The organism is Chryseobacterium sp. MYb7 (assembly GCF_002979455.1).
In the GTDB taxonomy this organism is placed as follows: Bacteria; Bacteroidota; Bacteroidia; order Flavobacteriales; family Weeksellaceae; genus Chryseobacterium.
This window is the reverse complement of sequence record NZ_PCOU01000006.1, coordinates 96121-111310: the sequence shown is the minus strand read 5'-3', so window position 1 is coordinate 111310 and position 15190 is coordinate 96121. Positions and strand designations below refer to the sequence as shown.

12 protein-coding genes are annotated in these 15190 nt (G+C 35.6%); 6 read left to right on the top strand and 6 right to left on the bottom strand.

Features of this window, described 5'->3' with window-relative positions; genetic code table 11:
• Positions 1 to 17 precede the first annotated feature (17 nt).
• A complete protein-coding gene (gene mltG / locus CQ046_RS07150) occupies positions 18 to 1043 on the top strand; it encodes an endolytic transglycosylase MltG (protein ID WP_105701591.1) in 1026 nt (341 codons plus the stop codon).
• 134 nt (positions 1044 to 1177) lie between these two features.
• Positions 1178 to 3787, top strand: coding sequence for a TonB-dependent receptor domain-containing protein (locus CQ046_RS07145; protein WP_105701590.1), 2610 nt, complete (start codon positions 1178 to 1180; stop codon positions 3785 to 3787).
• Positions 3788 to 3832: 45 nt separating this feature from the next.
• Here CQ046_RS07145 and CQ046_RS07140 read toward each other — a convergent pair whose 3' ends face one another.
• The 4 genes from CQ046_RS07140 to CQ046_RS07125 all read right to left on the bottom strand — a co-directional run bounded on the left by CQ046_RS07140 (position 3833) and on the right by CQ046_RS07125 (position 7075).
• Entirely contained in the window at positions 3833 to 4285 is a 453-nt protein-coding gene (locus CQ046_RS07140; protein WP_105701589.1) for an adenylyltransferase/cytidyltransferase family protein, read from the bottom strand.
• A gap of 146 nt (positions 4286 to 4431) precedes the next feature.
• The gene (gene galE / locus CQ046_RS07135; protein ID WP_105701588.1) at positions 4432 to 5454 is read right to left on the bottom strand and encodes a UDP-glucose 4-epimerase GalE; all 1023 of its coding nucleotides are present in this window, start codon (positions 5452 to 5454) and stop codon (positions 4432 to 4434) included.
• Between the two features lie 29 nt (positions 5455 to 5483).
• Positions 5484 to 5942 (bottom strand): hypothetical protein, encoded by a 459-nt coding sequence (locus CQ046_RS07130; protein ID WP_105701587.1) that lies wholly within the window; start codon positions 5940 to 5942, stop codon positions 5484 to 5486.
• Positions 5943 to 5950: 8 nt separating this feature from the next.
• The gene (locus CQ046_RS07125; RefSeq protein ID WP_105701586.1) at positions 5951 to 7075 is read right to left on the bottom strand and encodes a DegT/DnrJ/EryC1/StrS family aminotransferase; all 1125 of its coding nucleotides are present in this window, start codon (positions 7073 to 7075) and stop codon (positions 5951 to 5953) included.
• Positions 7076 to 7163: 88 nt separating this feature from the next.
• On the opposite strand from CQ046_RS07125, the gene CQ046_RS07120 reads away from it, so the two are divergent.
• Positions 7164 to 8765, top strand: a complete 1602-nt coding sequence (locus CQ046_RS07120; RefSeq protein ID WP_105701585.1) for a S8/S53 family peptidase — start codon at positions 7164 to 7166, stop codon at positions 8763 to 8765.
• 203 nt (positions 8766 to 8968) lie between these two features.
• Here the strand turns inward: CQ046_RS07120 and CQ046_RS07115 are convergent, their stop codons facing one another.
• Positions 8969 to 11503: a phosphoenolpyruvate carboxylase gene (locus CQ046_RS07115; RefSeq protein ID WP_105701584.1), complete on the bottom strand. Its 2535-nt coding sequence runs from the start codon at positions 11501 to 11503 to the stop codon at positions 8969 to 8971.
• A 131-nt stretch (positions 11504 to 11634) separates the two neighbouring features.
• On the opposite strand from CQ046_RS07115, the gene CQ046_RS07110 reads away from it, so the two are divergent.
• The 3 genes from CQ046_RS07110 to CQ046_RS07100 all read left to right on the top strand — a co-directional run bounded on the left by CQ046_RS07110 (position 11635) and on the right by CQ046_RS07100 (position 13533).
• A complete protein-coding gene (locus CQ046_RS07110; protein ID WP_105701583.1) occupies positions 11635 to 12351 on the top strand; it encodes a hypothetical protein in 717 nt (238 codons plus the stop codon).
• A 137-nt stretch (positions 12352 to 12488) separates the two neighbouring features.
• A complete protein-coding gene (locus tag CQ046_RS07105) occupies positions 12489 to 12893 on the top strand; it encodes a hypothetical protein (protein ID WP_105701582.1) in 405 nt (134 codons plus the stop codon).
• A 34-nt stretch (positions 12894 to 12927) separates the two neighbouring features.
• On the top strand, positions 12928 to 13533 hold the full coding sequence (locus tag CQ046_RS07100; protein ID WP_228406897.1) for a hypothetical protein: 606 nt from the start codon (positions 12928 to 12930) through the stop codon (positions 13531 to 13533).
• A 197-nt stretch (positions 13534 to 13730) separates the two neighbouring features.
• Here the strand turns inward: CQ046_RS07100 and lpdA are convergent, their stop codons facing one another.
• On the bottom strand, positions 13731 to 15131 hold the full coding sequence (lpdA, locus tag CQ046_RS07095) for a dihydrolipoyl dehydrogenase (RefSeq protein WP_105701581.1): 1401 nt from the start codon (positions 15129 to 15131) through the stop codon (positions 13731 to 13733).
• Positions 15132 to 15190: the final 59 nt, after the last annotated feature.

The following is a 15190-nucleotide window of genomic DNA, read 5'->3' as shown; positions in this document are numbered from 1 at the left end:
ATCAACATTTATATAGAATGAAAAAAGCTGTTCTCATTATCATTCTGCTGGTTTTTGTAGTCGCAGGATTTTTTGGTTTGAGATTTTATAATAAATATTTAGGAAACAATGTAGAAAAGGAAGGTTATGTTCTGATTCCTCATAGAGCGGGTTTTCAACAGATCCTCGACTCTATTGCTCCTTATATTAAAGATAAGGAATCTTTTAAAGCTGTGGCTAAAGAAAAAGGTCTTGACACCAATTTTAAGGCAGGACGTTATTACATCCAGAGCGGAACAGGGAATAAAAACCTTGTCAATATGATCAAAGCAGGTAATCAAACAGCAAATTCTTACAGAATCGGAGATTTTGGAGATATGTATCAGATGATTGGGAAGGTTTCCAAAAAAACGGAAATTGATTCGTTACATTTTGTAAAAGATCTGGATGTTGTTGCACAGGAGAAAGGCTATAAAAATGTGGAAGATTTAAAAAAGTATTTTTTCATCGATACTTATAAATTTTTCTGGACAGTAAGCCCGAGAGAATTTTTTGCAAAGTTTGAAAGTCAGTATAATGATTTCTGGACGAGTGAAAGAAAAAACAAAGAACAGCAGTCTGGTCTTACAAGAGATCAGATCTATGCGCTGGCTTCTATTGTTTATAAAGAATCCGGAGGAAAAAAAGATGAAATGAAAACGATTGCAGGATTATATTTAAACCGTTACAGAAAAGGAATGAAACTTCAGTCTGATCCTACGGTAATCTATGCAATCAATAAGCAGACTAATTTTAAAGAACCTATAAAAAGGGTATTATATAAGCATTTGTCTACACCATCACCTTACAATACTTACGCCAATGCAGGTATTCCTCCGGGACCTATCTGTGTAGTGGATAAGAATTCAATAGATGCTGTTTTAAATGCTGAAAACAACAATTTTATATTTATGTGTGCTGATCCTGCAAGATTTGGATACCATAAATTTACTGCAAGCGCTGAAGAACATGCTGTGAACGCAAAAGCTTATCAGGACTGGCTCAACTCCAAAAATATAAAATAGGCTTAGAAAGCATCTAAAAATTTATACAGTTAGAAAAAACAATACACAACCATAATGTTTTGATAATCAGACTAATATGGACATTCAAAATATTAAGGGTTATTCTTTCACGATCTTATACAAAAAAATAACCTATGAAGAATAAGACAGAAATTGTCAATATTTTCACAAGAAAAACTTTAGGACTTACGTTAGTACTTTCAGCGGCGGCACTGGCTTTTGCACAGGAGAAGGCTGGAGTTTCAGGGACTATTGTCAACAAAAAAAATCAGCCGGTTCCTTATGCTTCTGTAACTTTCAGTAACAAAACCAACAAAACATTAAGCGATGCTGTATTGACAGATGAAAAGGGACAGTACAAGCTTCAGCTGATGCCGGGAGATTATGATATTACAGTAGAAGCTATTGATTACAAAAAAAGTGTAGTCAGTAAAAATATTGCAGCAGCAGGTAATATCGGGGCATTATCTATTGAAGCAGAATCCACTTCTACAGTTGATGGTAAAACAAAAGAAATACAAGGTGTTGTCATCACAGCTGCAGCTACTAAAGCTTATAAAGTAGAGCTTGACAAAAAAACATATGATCCGTCTCAGGATATTGTGAGCAAGGGAGGAAGTCTTCAGGATGTTTTAACCAATGTGCCTTCAGTTTCTGTAGATACAGACGGAACAGTGTCTATGAGAGGGAGCACCAACGTAAAATTTCTGATCAACGGAAAGCCTTCAGCCCTTCTTGGAATAGACGATAGAGCTAATGCATTGCAAAGTATTCCTGCCGATCAGATTGAAAGAATTGAGGTAATTACCAATCCTTCTTCCAAATTTGAAGCAAGTGGAACTTCAGGTATTTTGAACATTATCCTTAAAAAAAGTAAAAAAGTAGGATTCAATGGTAGTGTGGTAGGATCTCTTGGATACTTCCCTAGAACTTCACTTAACACCAATCTGAGCTGGAGAAAGAACAACTGGACCTGGTTTGTGAACGGCGGTGGCGGCTACACAGAAAACAAAACCAAAAATAATTCGGAAACGACTTATCACAATATTATTTTTCCGGAAATACTTGCTAATAAACAGCCTAATGATGTTCTTGAGCATCAGCTGCAAAACTCCAACAATAAGACGTATAACAAAAACTATAATGTAAGTGCGGGTTTTGTGTATGATCTATCTGATAAAACCTCTATCAATCTAACAGGATTGGTAAGAACTTTTGAAGGAGACGGAGATGAGCTTCTGGAGACTTATGAGAGCTTTCACAGATTCTTCAAAGATCCAGCAAATCCGAACGGAACAGCCGGAACATGGCAATTATTAAATCCTTATGGACAAAGGGATTCTAAATCTGTATTTAACAACCTTGCATTTCAAGGAGATTTAGGAATAGATCACAAATTTGATGATAATGGTCAGAATTTATCTGTTTCATTAAGTTTGCAGAGAAACAGAAGCAATAACAATGCGAATATTCTTGAAACGAACGATCTTCTTCCGGATGTACAAGACATTACAAGAAGACATTCTGTAAGCAAAACAATTATAGGGAAAGCTGACTATGAATTGCCGTTAGGAGAAAAATCTAAACTTGAGGCAGGATACAGGTTGGATGTTAATGATAATACCTATGATAACTTCGTAAGCAGTACTTCCAATAACCCTTATATCCCGAACTATAATAATAACACGGATTACAGAGAAATATTCAATGCTTTCTATTTACAGTTTAAGAGTAAAATTGGAGAAAAATTCGCTTATCAACTAGGATTGAGAGATGAGCTTTCAAATGTTAAGATCAATTACATCAATCAAAACCCTAATGATCCGGCACTTAATAAAACTAAAAACTACAATAATTTATTTCCAAGTGTATTCTTAAGCTATGATATATCTAAGAACAACCAGATTTTAGTTAATTATTCCCGTAGAATAGACAGGCCGAGATCTTTCTTTATGGTTCCTTTCCCAAATTACAGCAACAGCCAGAATATTTTTGAAGGAAATATAGATTTGAATCCATCCTATGTAGATTCATTTGAAGTAGGATATAATATTACAAGAAAAAAGTTCACAGTTAACCCTACTTTGTATTACAGACATGCAACTGATGATATTAAAATGCTGGTATACAGACCTGATGAAAGCCTTGGAGTATTCTATACGAAGCCTGTTAACTTAGGAAGTGATGACCGTTATGGATTGGATCTGAACTTTACTTATGATCCATTTGCATGGTTAAAAATCATGGGTAGCCTTGATATGTTCGGATATAAAACAACAGGAATTCAGTATTATAATGCAATAGACCGTGATAAGCAGCAACAGACCCGCTTCATGGATTTTACAGGAAGTGGTTTCTCTACCAGAGCACGTCTTAATACAACATTCAAGCTAGATAAAACGCTAAGTGTACAGCTTCAGGGATTCTATAGAGGAGCTCAGAAATCTGCCAATCAAAATACTCAGGATATGTATGCGCTTAACCTTGGCGCATCCAAGACTATCTGGAAAGGAGATGGAACAATTTCTTTCAATATTCAGGATATCTTCAATACGAGAAGTAGAGAAGTATTCAGTTTCAATGAAGATTATACGCGAAGAAATTATATGCAGTGGCAGCCAAGACAGTTTTCTATATCCCTGACTTATAGATTCAAGCAAGGGGAAAAAGTAGATCAGCCTAAAAAGAAAAAGGATATCAATTCCAATGCAGCAGGTGATGACCAACAAGGCGGTCCAATGTAATACAATAAAAATCCCGAAAATTACTTTTCGGGATTTTTTATTTTTCTATTTTACAGGTTCTGGTTTTGAATCTTTTTCTTTTTCAGCTTCATAGATTCTTCTTCTCAGGTCGCTGGTGGAAAACCTATGATCTCTTTTGTTGTAAAAAAGCTCAATTCCTTTTTCTTCACAGTATTGTTTACCTGTAAAATCTCTGTCCATATAATCATCTCCAATGATTCTTACATCAATCACAAATGATTTTAAAATATCCAACAGGTCTTCTTCTGTATAATAAGGGATGATTTCATCTACAGCATTCACTGCTTTCAGTTGAATATATCTTTCAACAATAGTCTGACTTGGCTTATTTTTGTTGGGACGATCGTGAGACGGGTCGATCTGAAGTCCTACGATTAAATAGTCACATACCGTTTTAGCTTCTTCAAGCATTTTGATGTGCCCTGCATGCAATAAGTCAAATGAGGAGAATGTAATACCTATTCTTTGTGTCTTCATATTAATTGTAATTTAAAGCTTCGCTGACAATACACTTGTTTTTGAGGGTAAAAAGCAAGATCTTCAGTGAAAATGTTTTGTAATTTTTTATAATTATTTAAAAATTTTTCTTTCATAAGGTAAGGAAAATTTCACAATCACTAAAATTATGAATTCCTTGTATTTAGATACTGCTGCCATTCCCAAACGGTTCTTAAAGACTCCTCAAGAGACGTTTCAGATTTCCAATTGAGCTCTTTCTCCGCTTTTTCAGGGTTGGCATAAGCAATCGTAATATCTCCATCTCTTCTGGCAGAGATCTGATACGGCACTTCTACATTATTAGCTTTTTCAAATGCTTTTACCACTTCCAATACCGACGAACCTTTTCCTGTTCCCAAATTGTAAATATCTACCACTGCCTCAGATGAAGAATCTCCTATCAGTTTCTTTAATGCTGCAACATGGGCCTTTGCCAGGTCAACAATATAGATATAATCACGAACAGCTGTTCCGTCCACCGTTGGATAATCGTCTCCCCAAATGTTCAGTTTCTCTCGTATTCCTGCAGCAGTCTGCATTACATAAGGCACCAAATTATCAGGAACCCCGATTGGTAACTCACCCAATTTTGCAGATGGATGGGCACCGATTGGATTAAAATATCTTAATACCGAAATTTTACGGTGATAAGCTTTTGCAAAATCAATCAGAACCTGCTCACCCATTTGTTTTGTCTTTCCATAAACGCTTTCAGGCATTTTCAATGGTGCATTTTCATCTATTGGCATTACATCAGCTTGCCCGTACACTGTACATGATGAGCTGAAAATAAAGTTGGAGATTCCTCTTGTTTTAAACTCCTGAAGAATATTAATCAATGAGAACAAATTATTCTCATAATAATCTACAGGCTTCAGCTGACTCTCTCCTACTGCTTTTGAAGCTGCAAAATTGATACAGCCATCAATCTGATGGGCATCAAAAACTTGAGTAAGAAGTTCTTTTCTCCTCAAATCAAAAGGATAAAAAGCAGGTTTTTTACCTGTAATTTCCTCAATATTCTTTAAAATAAATCTTTCTGAATTGGACAAATCATCTACAATAACAACTTCGAAGCCATTATTGATAAGTTCTACAACAGTATGAGAACCAATATATCCAAGCCCTCCGGTAACAAGTATTGTCATTCTTTCTATTTTAATTCGTTGTGTTTTTCTTAATCTTTGTGTTTTCCTATACTTTCTATTTCATTTATTTCTATGTCTTCTTTCTCATTAATCTTATTAAGATAAAAGATATAAAAAATGATAAAACCAATAACTCCTGTATTAAAAGTAATTACAAAGTTATAATATGAGTTATTAACATAAGTTTTAATCAGGGTATATTCGGCATAACAAACCAAAATAAAGATCATTACAGCAAAAAAATTGAGAATAACCTTTGTATATTTTATTTTGAAGTAAATAATTAATCCTGAAATTAAATTTATAACAATATAAAAAGAGTATTTTGCAATGTTTTCAAAAATACTCTCTTTATAATATGTTGAGTAAGATGAGGAATTGTAAGAATTCAATGTATTTATTATATATATTGAATAGAGTCCTACAATAAAAAGGTGAAATCCTAAAAAGAATTTATATTTTCTCCCTTTTAAAAAAAATTCCTTCATGCTTAATTTTATCCCATAAACTCAAGCACTGCATCTGTAATATATTTCAGCTGCTCTTCGTCTAATTCTGTATGCATTGGTAAAGAAATTACCTGATCCAAAAGCTTATCGGTATTCACAAAGTCTGCAGCATTACTTTCCTGGAAGTAAGCTTTTTGCTTTCTCAATGCTACCGGATAATAAATCATAGCAGGGATTTCTTTTTCCGTTAAAAACTTCTGAAGTTCATTACGCTTTCCGTTCAGGATTCTTAAAGTATACTGGTGGAATACGTGAGTAGAATTCTCAGCTCTTTTCGGAGTAAGAATATTCGGGTTTCCTTCGAATGCTTCATCATAAAAATCTGCAGCTCTTCTTCTTGCTTCGTTGTAAGAATCAAGGTGAGGAAGTTTCTTTCTCAAAACGGCAGCTTGAATACTGTCTAGACGGGAGTTTACTCCTACCTCATCATGATAGTATCTTTCGTACATTCCATGGTTTACAATTCCTCTTAAACGGTGAGCAAGCTCGTCATTATTGGTAAAAATAGCTCCTCCGTCTCCGTAGCATCCAAGATTTTTGGAAGGGAAGAAAGATGTTGTACCTACCGTAGACATGGTTCCTGCCTGCTTTACAGTTCCATCAGAAAATGTATATTCTGAACCGATTGCCTGGGCGTTGTCTTCAATAACATATAAATTGTGCTCTTCAGCAATTTTCAAAATCTCTTCCATATTCGCACACTGTCCGAAAATGTGTACCGGAATAATCGCTTTTGTTCTTGGTGTAATCGCTTTTTTGATCTGTTCTGTAGAAATCGTGAATGTATCATAATCCACATCTACCAATACAGATTTTAATTTAAGCAAATGAATTACTTCTACTGTTGCAGCAAAAGTAAAATCAGCTGTAATAATTTCGTCTCCTTCTTTCAGATCTAAAGCCATCAGGGCAATCTGTAATGCATCTGTACCATTGGCACAAGGGATTACATGTTTTACTTCTAAATAAGACTCCAATTCATTCTGGAAAGACTTTACTTCAGGACCGTTAATAAATGCCGCAGAATCCATTACATTCAAAACCGCATTGTCTACATCATTCTTTATTTTGTAATACTGACTTTGCAAGTCAACCATCTGAATTTTTTTCATATAATAAATATTTCTGTAAAAATAAGGAATTTAATATCCGATCAAAAATTTTATTGATTTTGTTTTTATCTTTATAGAAATTATTCTTATGAAAAAACTTTTACTCTTTTGTTTCCTAACAGGTTATCTTCATGTTTCTGCCCAAACAGAACTTGTTTTTGTTTACTTTACGGATAAGCCCAATAAAGCTGCGTTTTATGCCAACCCGTTGTCAGAACTCAGCCAGAAATCACTCAACAGACGCACTACGCTGGGAATTCCGCTTAATGATCAGGATGCGCCTATTGAACAGGCTTATCTTCAGAATCTTCAAAATTTAGGATTTACGGTTACAGATTATTCAAAATGGCTTAACGGAGCAGCGGTAAATGCCACTCCTGCTCAAAAAACGTTGCTGCAGGCACAGCCTTATGTTTTGTCCATAGAAAGTTTTGCAAGAAACAGTTCAACTACTGTAAAAATGACACCCGGAAAATGGAAAGATGACGCCAGTATCAATAAAACACTTACTACTTTTAACTATGGTTCCGGAGCAGGACAGATTGATCAGGTTAATATACGGCCTCTTCATCTTGCAGGTTTTACCGGAACAGGAATTTCCATAGCTGTGATTGATTCAGGATTTCCAACAGTAAATACCGGAACAGCCTTTTCAAGATTATGGACGGGCAACCATATTAAAGCTACTTATGATTTTGTTACCAAAACCGGAGACGTTTACAATACTTCCCTCAATGGTCATGGTTCTGTTGTTTTAGGAGCTATCGGAGGTTATCTGGAAGATACTTTTGTAGGTGCTGCACCTGATGCTGATTTCTATCTTTACCGTAGTGAGAATGCAGCTGTAGAAGTTCCCGAAGAAGAGTTATACTGGATTGAAGCAGCCGAAGAGGCAGACCGAAAAGGGGTGGAAATCATTACCTCATCATTGGGGTACAATGTTTTTGATGACAGCCGTTACAATTATACTTATGCCAATATGAACGGGAATACTTCTTTCATTGCCCGCGGAGCAGGTATTGCTGCTGAAAAAGGAATTTTTGTTCTTGCCGCTGCGGGCAACTCCGGACAGCAGCCATGGCATTATCTTATGACTCCATCTGATAATGCTAAAGTATTTTCTATTGGGTCTGTGGATTCTGCAGGAGTTGCCTCCGGATTTTCTTCTTTCGGGCCGAATTCTCTTGGAGTGGTAAAGCCTGACGGAAGTGCTCAGGGAACCGGTACCACAACGGTCTATGATAATGCAACTCTTATCGTAAATGGGACTTCCATTGCTACTCCTATTGCTGCCGGAGGTGTAGCTTGTCTTATTCAGGCATTCCCAACGATGAACCGAGAGCAGATGAGAACAAGATTGAGACAGACAGCTTCTCTTTATCCTGCTCCTTCAGATCAGATAGGATATGGAATTCTTAACTTCGGGAGTTTATATAATCTCGTCCTGAATACTTCTGAAATTGTGAAAAAGGAAAAGTTCTCTATCTTTCCCAATCCAGTTAAAAACATCCTGAACGTAGCATCAAAGCAAGAAATTCAGTTATTGGAAATTTATGATAATCTGGGAAGATTAATCAGAAAAAGCAGCAACCAGAAATCTATAAAAGTAGAGGATTTTGCAAAGGGAACCTATTATCTGAAAATTCAGACGAAGGATAAGGTTTTGTATGAAAAATTCTTAAAAGAATAATTTTTTTGTTTCCCGCTGATTATTCAGATTGAGCAGATTTATTACAACATAAAAATCTGTGTGATCTGTGTAATCTGCGGGAGATATTCTTGTAAAACTGGTTGCAACCTATTTTGGCTAAAGCCCGTGGATGGGTCAATAAAAAAGAATGGGCTAAAGCCCATTCCTATTGATATAATACTGTACGAAACTTTCGTATTAACTTAAGCTGAGTTTCTACTCGCATTGATATTCCCGAATAAAGAACGGGTCACCAGCTTTTCATACGCTTCTTTATTTCCTTCTCCTTTCTGGATTTTCATCAAAGCATACTGCTGAATGCTTAACAATGGAAGGACAATTTTTTCACGAATTTTCACAGATTTTCTGGACAACGGATCTTCTTCCTGAAGCATTTTAAATCCTGTCAGTTCCAGCATAATATCTCTTGAAAGCTCATATTCATCGAAAAGAATATTCCAGAATGCACCGAACTTCGAATTGTTTTTAATGTAGTAAGTCAAAGGGAAATAAGACTTGTTCATACTCATCATCGAGTTCAAAACTAAGGTTTTAAAGAAATCTGAACCTTTATACAGTTCTCTTACTTCTTCAAACCTTCCCTTCTCTTTCATCTTTTGCATAGCATATCCAAAACCAAAGAAACCTGGTACATTCTGCTTCAGCTGTGACCACGAGCCTACAAATGGAATCGCTCTCAGATCTTCAAATTTCAGTTCATTCCCGTTTCCTCTTTTTGAAGGACGGCTTCCGATATTGGTTTTCCCATAATATTCAAGCGTACTCATCTCCTGAAGATAAGGAACAAACATTGGGTGCGCTTTTAAATCTGAATATTTTTGGTAGCTGATATCTGCCAATTCAATAATCAGAGCTCGTTCCTTTTCGGTAAGTTCCTTTTTTGCATTTTTGAATACATCATTTTCAACTCCGGCTGTCAGAAGCTGTTCAAAATTGTATTTTGCCTGTTCTTTATTTCCAAAAATACTGGTAATAGTCTGCCCCTGAATGGTGAGTTCTATCTTATTATTGGCAATCGTTTTTCCCTGAGAAGCGTAGAAATCGTGGGTTTTTCCACCTCCTCTGGCTGGCGGTCCTCCTCTACCGTCGAAGAAAACAACTTTGATGTTATTCTGCTCGGAAAGCTTAGTCAATACTTCTTTTGCTTTATAAATTTCCCAGTTGGCTTTTAAATATCCTCCGTCTTTGGTTCCATCCGAGAATCCAAGCATAATCGTCTGCTGGTTCCCTCTTTTTTCAAGGTGCTTTTTATAAACAGGATTGTGATAGAGTTCATTCATTACATTCTCTGCATTGGCAAGACCTTCCATGGTTTCAAAAAGCGGAACAATATCCATGTTGATCTCCTCATCCTTATAACCACAAACTTTAAAGAATGCATAGACATTCATAACGTCTTTTACAGCATCGGAATTGGAAATAATATAACGGTTCATCCCTCGCAGTCCATTCAGGTTTTGAATACCTGTAATCTGTGAAACCGTTAACAAAGTATCTTTTACAATATCTTCAAAATCATCGGCATTTATTTTCTCTGAAACCTCAATTAGTTTGTTGAATTTCTGATCATAATCAGCATCACCATTTCCATACACCTTTGCATACACCTCATCGATAACTTTTTGGTGAATTCTGCTATCCTGACGGATATCCAACGTCGCAAAGTGAGTTCCAAAGATCATCACACGATCTCTGAAATTGACCAAAAGATCCAGAAATAAAGAGTTATGTTCGTTGATTAATATTTTTTCCGCTTCAGCTGCTTTCTTTAAAATATCTTCTGCTTTAATACTTTTCCCATCAAAAATGGCAGCATACAGTTCTTCACTTAATTCGGTTAATACTTCAGAAACTCCTCTGAAACTCAATCTTCTTCTGATGAATTTCAAATGGCTGTAATAGGATTTCAGAATGGCTGAGCGAAGTTCTTCCGCTACTCTTCTCGTTACCTCTGCAGTTACAAAAGGATTTCCGTCCCTGTCACCTCCCGGCCAGAAACCAAGCTGAATAATATCTTCATGGAGATGAAAATGTCCGTTGCCGAAAGTCTTTTTGATCTTCGTAAACAATTCTCCAATGGTATCATAATAGACATACCTCAGATAGGAAATAATACTCAACGCTTCATCTATCGGAGTAGGTTTTTCTTTGTTGACAAAAGGAGTCTTCCCCAACTGCTGTAGAAGCATATCAATCTGCGTCACAGAATCTCCGGTAATGGCACCTCTCAAATCCTGAATAATTCTCTGTACCGAACTTGGATAAAACTGAGTAGGGTGAGCCGTAAATACGACCTTTACACTGAAGTCTTTCAGTTTTTCACGGACTTTTTCAATCTTATGATCCTGAAAAGAACGTTCAAAGAGATTCGTTACTGTACCGTTATCACTTTCAGAATGAAGATTGGGAAATGCCGCATCTTCAATACTGTCAAACAAAACGACTTGTCTTTCTATATATTGAATAATCTTGAAAAGCAGTTCCAGTTTCTGCTCTTCGCTCTGGAGATCGGTATGGTTTTTAAAGAATTCTTCAACGATATCTTCAGGTGTTTTTCCTGCTTCATAGCCAGTTCTGCTTTCTTCATAAAGAAATGGAAGCAACATTCCGATATTCGTCATTTTATCATAAGGCAGGCTCATAAATAATGAATTGTAGATCTGGAACTTATTTTCCACAATCTGCCTGAATTTTTCTGCGCGTTGGTCATGTATCATACTAACAAATGTAAGCGATTTTGAAATGAGTTGAATTGACAAATGACAAAAATTATAGTAGAAATGCAAAAAAATAATATTAATTTTTGTTTAAAATTTGATTAGTTTTGTCCTCCATGTAAACTCTCTTAATGATTAAATTCAACTTCAACGCGAATGTAAATATCAAATCAAACGGAACAAAGGTTGATAAAAAGGGAATTAAAACCATGCTTATCATATTTGGGATGTTTATATTTATCTGCATTTCTATGTTTATAGGGTTTAGTTCTTTTGTTTTCAACAGTATCAATTCCATGCAGGAAGCAGCAAAAGACCACAATGACCAGCTTAACAAAATTGCTTCTTTACCAGTTCTGAAATGTAAAATATATGCCGACAAAACGGTCAGCTCACCTATGGCAGGAAAAGAAACCGCTTTATATCTTCTGCGTATCGGAACCGCTGAAAGAAAAAAACGTCCCATAAGAATTGATGAAAATTTTGACTATAGTGTAATTGTAGGATATTCAGAAGGAACTCAACTTTCTATTAATGGACAATTATATACGATTGATTTTAAATTAGCTATCCCCGATTATCTAGTCAGTATGGGACATTTCACTCAAGACACTTATGGTACCAACTACAAAACTCCTTCTTATTTAAAAGACTATAAATCCATTGAGAATCATAAGATATCGATTTTAAAAGATCAGCATCCATGGGTGAATTCATTTCTTGAACCGTATGGTCTTACCAATCTCCTTGTGAAAGAGTATGTCTTTAAGGCTGGGGATTCTATTTATATCAAAGGTAAAATTGAAAATGGGCGAATTGTTCCGTTCGTAGAGCATATAGTGAATTAATTCTGGTTACACTATTTATTGAAGTATCTCTTATAGATAAAAAAACAGGAAATCCTTATGAAATTGAATAAGTTCCAATTTTCCTACATTTGTAAAAATGCTTACGTTTAGAAAGTTTACTTTATATTACAAATACCATGAAAAAAACATTCCTATTCCTCTTAGCAACGCTTCTATTCATTTCTTGTGAAAAAGATTGTTACAATGCCCCCTTACCCATCGTTTTTAAGTTTGTGGATTCTAATAATGAAAATCTTATTGCCAACGGAACATTGACAAGCTATTCAATTCAGGATGAAAATAATGTCAGTGTACAACTAAGTAAAACATCTGACAACATGATTATTTTGGAAAATGTAGGTGCCTATAATGGTACAAAAAAATATCATTTTTCTTCTACTATTAAACCTTTTGATTTTTCCATACAGTCATCAGAGTTTAAAGGTGCTTGTGACGGATATCAAATCAATAAAATAACATTTACAGGCATAGGTATTGATGTAACTGATGAAAAAGGGTATTATAAAATTGTATTGCAATAATTCTCTTTACATTTGCACCGGAAACACATTCTCTATGAAAGTAATCATCGCATTTTCCCTGATATTCTCCAATCTGCTTTACAGCCAGATCAAAGTTCCTGATGATTATAAGAAAATCCCTGATATCCTTGACAATGTAGAATATCTCTACCCGTTCATTGTACCGGATAAAGACTATGCTTACTGGCGTGTTCTGAGCAATGATATGGATTATGAAAAAGCAGTGATCTATGAAAGCCAGGCTCCTGATTTTATGACGATCAATGAACCTGTTCCTGAGAAAGGTTTTTTCCAGAAATGTATTGGGAATAACTGCTTTTCTTACATTCTGGCATGCAAAAACGAAAGATCTGTTTATTTTTCCAATGAGCAGCAATTGAGAGATTTTATCGGAACGGTTGACAATCTTCCTGAAGCTATTTTGCTGGCAAAAACGTATGGTTATTCTGTAGATACAAGTAACCGATTTACCGGAGCGTATAAAATTGAAGACCGCCATATTTCTATGTATTTGATGCAGTCTAAGGGCTGTCCTGCTGTAAAAGAGTCTTTTTTCGTTAAAATCAATAGAAAAACCGGCAAACTGGAAGCGAAAAGTAATGGTATTTATGCGAAAGATGAAAACTGTACTTCTTTGTAAATGATTCTTTGAAAAATACTACAATTGAAAATCTTATATTTTAAACCATTAAGATTTTTTAAGCAGATAAGATTAGTTAAGGGAATAGCTAACGCTATTTTGTTTAGTACTTCGCTTAATTTTTCTATCAAAGATGGAGCTTAATTTTTCTTAAATTCTTCAAAAATCTTAATGGTTCAATTTTTAATATTACTTCTTTATATATTAATTGCTCCCTGTCCGGATGCAATCAGATAAGCTTCTTTCAAGGTTTCAGAATAAGTGGGATGAGCATAAGAAATACGGAACATATCTTCCGCGGTCACCTCATATTCCTGAGCAATAACCCCTTGGGCGATTAAATCAGCTGCTCTGGCACCAATGATGTGAACTCCAAGAATTTCCCCATATTTCGGATCTACCAATACTTTGGCAAAACCTTCCATATCCATTGAAGCTCGGGCTCTTGCGCTGGCAGAAAACGGGAATTTCCCTACATTATATGCAATATTATTTTGTTTCAGATATTCTTCCGTATACCCTACTGAAGCTACTTCCGGCCATGTGTACACCACTGAAGGAATACGGTTATAATGAATATGACGTTTTTGTCCATTAATAGTTTCTGCCACAAAAACACCCTCTTCTTCCGCTTTGTGAGCCAGCATTGCTCCACCAATAACATCTCCGATTGCATAAATATTGGATGCTGAAGTTTGATTATTTTCATTCACTTTAATAAAACCTTTCTCATCCAGCTGTACATCTGTATTTTCAAGACCAAGACCTTTTATATAAGGACTTCTTCCTACCGCCACCAAAATATAATCAGCTTCCAGTTCTTCTTCTTTTCCGTTTTTATCTCTAAAGAAAACTTTAGCTGCAGAGTCTTCACTCTCGGTTTTATAAACAGCATGATTAAGAAGGATATCAATTCCTTCTTTTTTAAGGATTTTCTGAAGGTTTTTTCCCAGCTCATGATCCATATTCGCAATCAGGTGATCGGCATATTCCAGAATGGTCACCCTCGTTCCCATACGATTGAAAATAGAGGCCATTTCGACCCCTATCACTCCACCGCCGATAATCACCATAGATTCCGGTTTTTCCTGCAAAGACAATGCTTCTGTGGAAGTAATAATTCTTTTTTTATCAATCTCCACTCCAGGAATACTGGATGGTTTTGAACCTGTAGCAATGATATAATGTTGAGCAGTGATCTCTTTAATTTCAGATTCGTTGACAATTTTTATGGTAGAATTATTGACAAAGGTTGCTGTACCTTTTAACCTTGTAATGTTATTTTTATTCATTAAAAAGTCAAGTCCTCCGGTATTTTTTGAAACTACCTCTGCTTTTCTTCTGTACATTTGAGAAAAATCCAGTTCTATAATATCCAGCTTAATCCCATGTTCCTTGAATTTATACTGTGCTTCTGCATAATGGTGGGTACTGTCTAGTAAAGCTTTAGTCGGAATGCAGCCCACATTCGTGCATGTTCCTCCTAATGTATCATACTTTTCTATAATTACTGTTTTATACCCCAGCTGAGCACTTCTTATGGCAGCCACATATCCACCAGGTCCTGAGCCAATTACGGCAATATCATAATGATCCATTTGATTTATTAATTTTTTATGATTAAATTTACTTGCAAAATAAAAGCAAAATTAAAACA

Bases quoted from the DNA above. Each gene is read 5' to 3' on its own strand.
- galE (WP_105701588.1), bottom strand. From the start codon at position 5,454: ATGACAATACTTGTTACCGGAGGGCTTGGATATATTGGTTCTCATACT.
- CQ046_RS07110 (WP_105701583.1), top strand. From the start codon at position 11,635: ATGATTAAATTCAACTTCAACGCGAATGTAAATATCAAATCAAACGGA.
- CQ046_RS07105 (WP_105701582.1), top strand. From the start codon at position 12,489: ATGAAAAAAACATTCCTATTCCTCTTAGCAACGCTTCTATTCATTTCT.
- mltG (WP_105701591.1), top strand. From the start codon at position 18: ATGAAAAAAGCTGTTCTCATTATCATTCTGCTGGTTTTTGTAGTCGCA.
- CQ046_RS07140 (WP_105701589.1), bottom strand. From the start codon at position 4,285: ATGAAGACACAAAGAATAGGTATTACATTCTCCTCATTTGACTTATTG.
- CQ046_RS07145 (WP_105701590.1), top strand. From the start codon at position 1,178: ATGAAGAATAAGACAGAAATTGTCAATATTTTCACAAGAAAAACTTTA.
- CQ046_RS07120 (WP_105701585.1), top strand. From the start codon at position 7,164: ATGAAAAAACTTTTACTCTTTTGTTTCCTAACAGGTTATCTTCATGTT.
- CQ046_RS07130 (WP_105701587.1), bottom strand. From the start codon at position 5,942: ATGAAGGAATTTTTTTTAAAAGGGAGAAAATATAAATTCTTTTTAGGA.
- lpdA (WP_105701581.1), bottom strand. From the start codon at position 15,131: ATGGATCATTATGATATTGCCGTAATTGGCTCAGGACCTGGTGGATAT.
- CQ046_RS07115 (WP_105701584.1), bottom strand. From the start codon at position 11,503: ATGATACATGACCAACGCGCAGAAAAATTCAGGCAGATTGTGGAAAAT.
- CQ046_RS07125 (WP_105701586.1), bottom strand. From the start codon at position 7,075: ATGAAAAAAATTCAGATGGTTGACTTGCAAAGTCAGTATTACAAAATA.
- CQ046_RS07100 (WP_228406897.1), top strand. From the start codon at position 12,928: ATGAAAGTAATCATCGCATTTTCCCTGATATTCTCCAATCTGCTTTAC.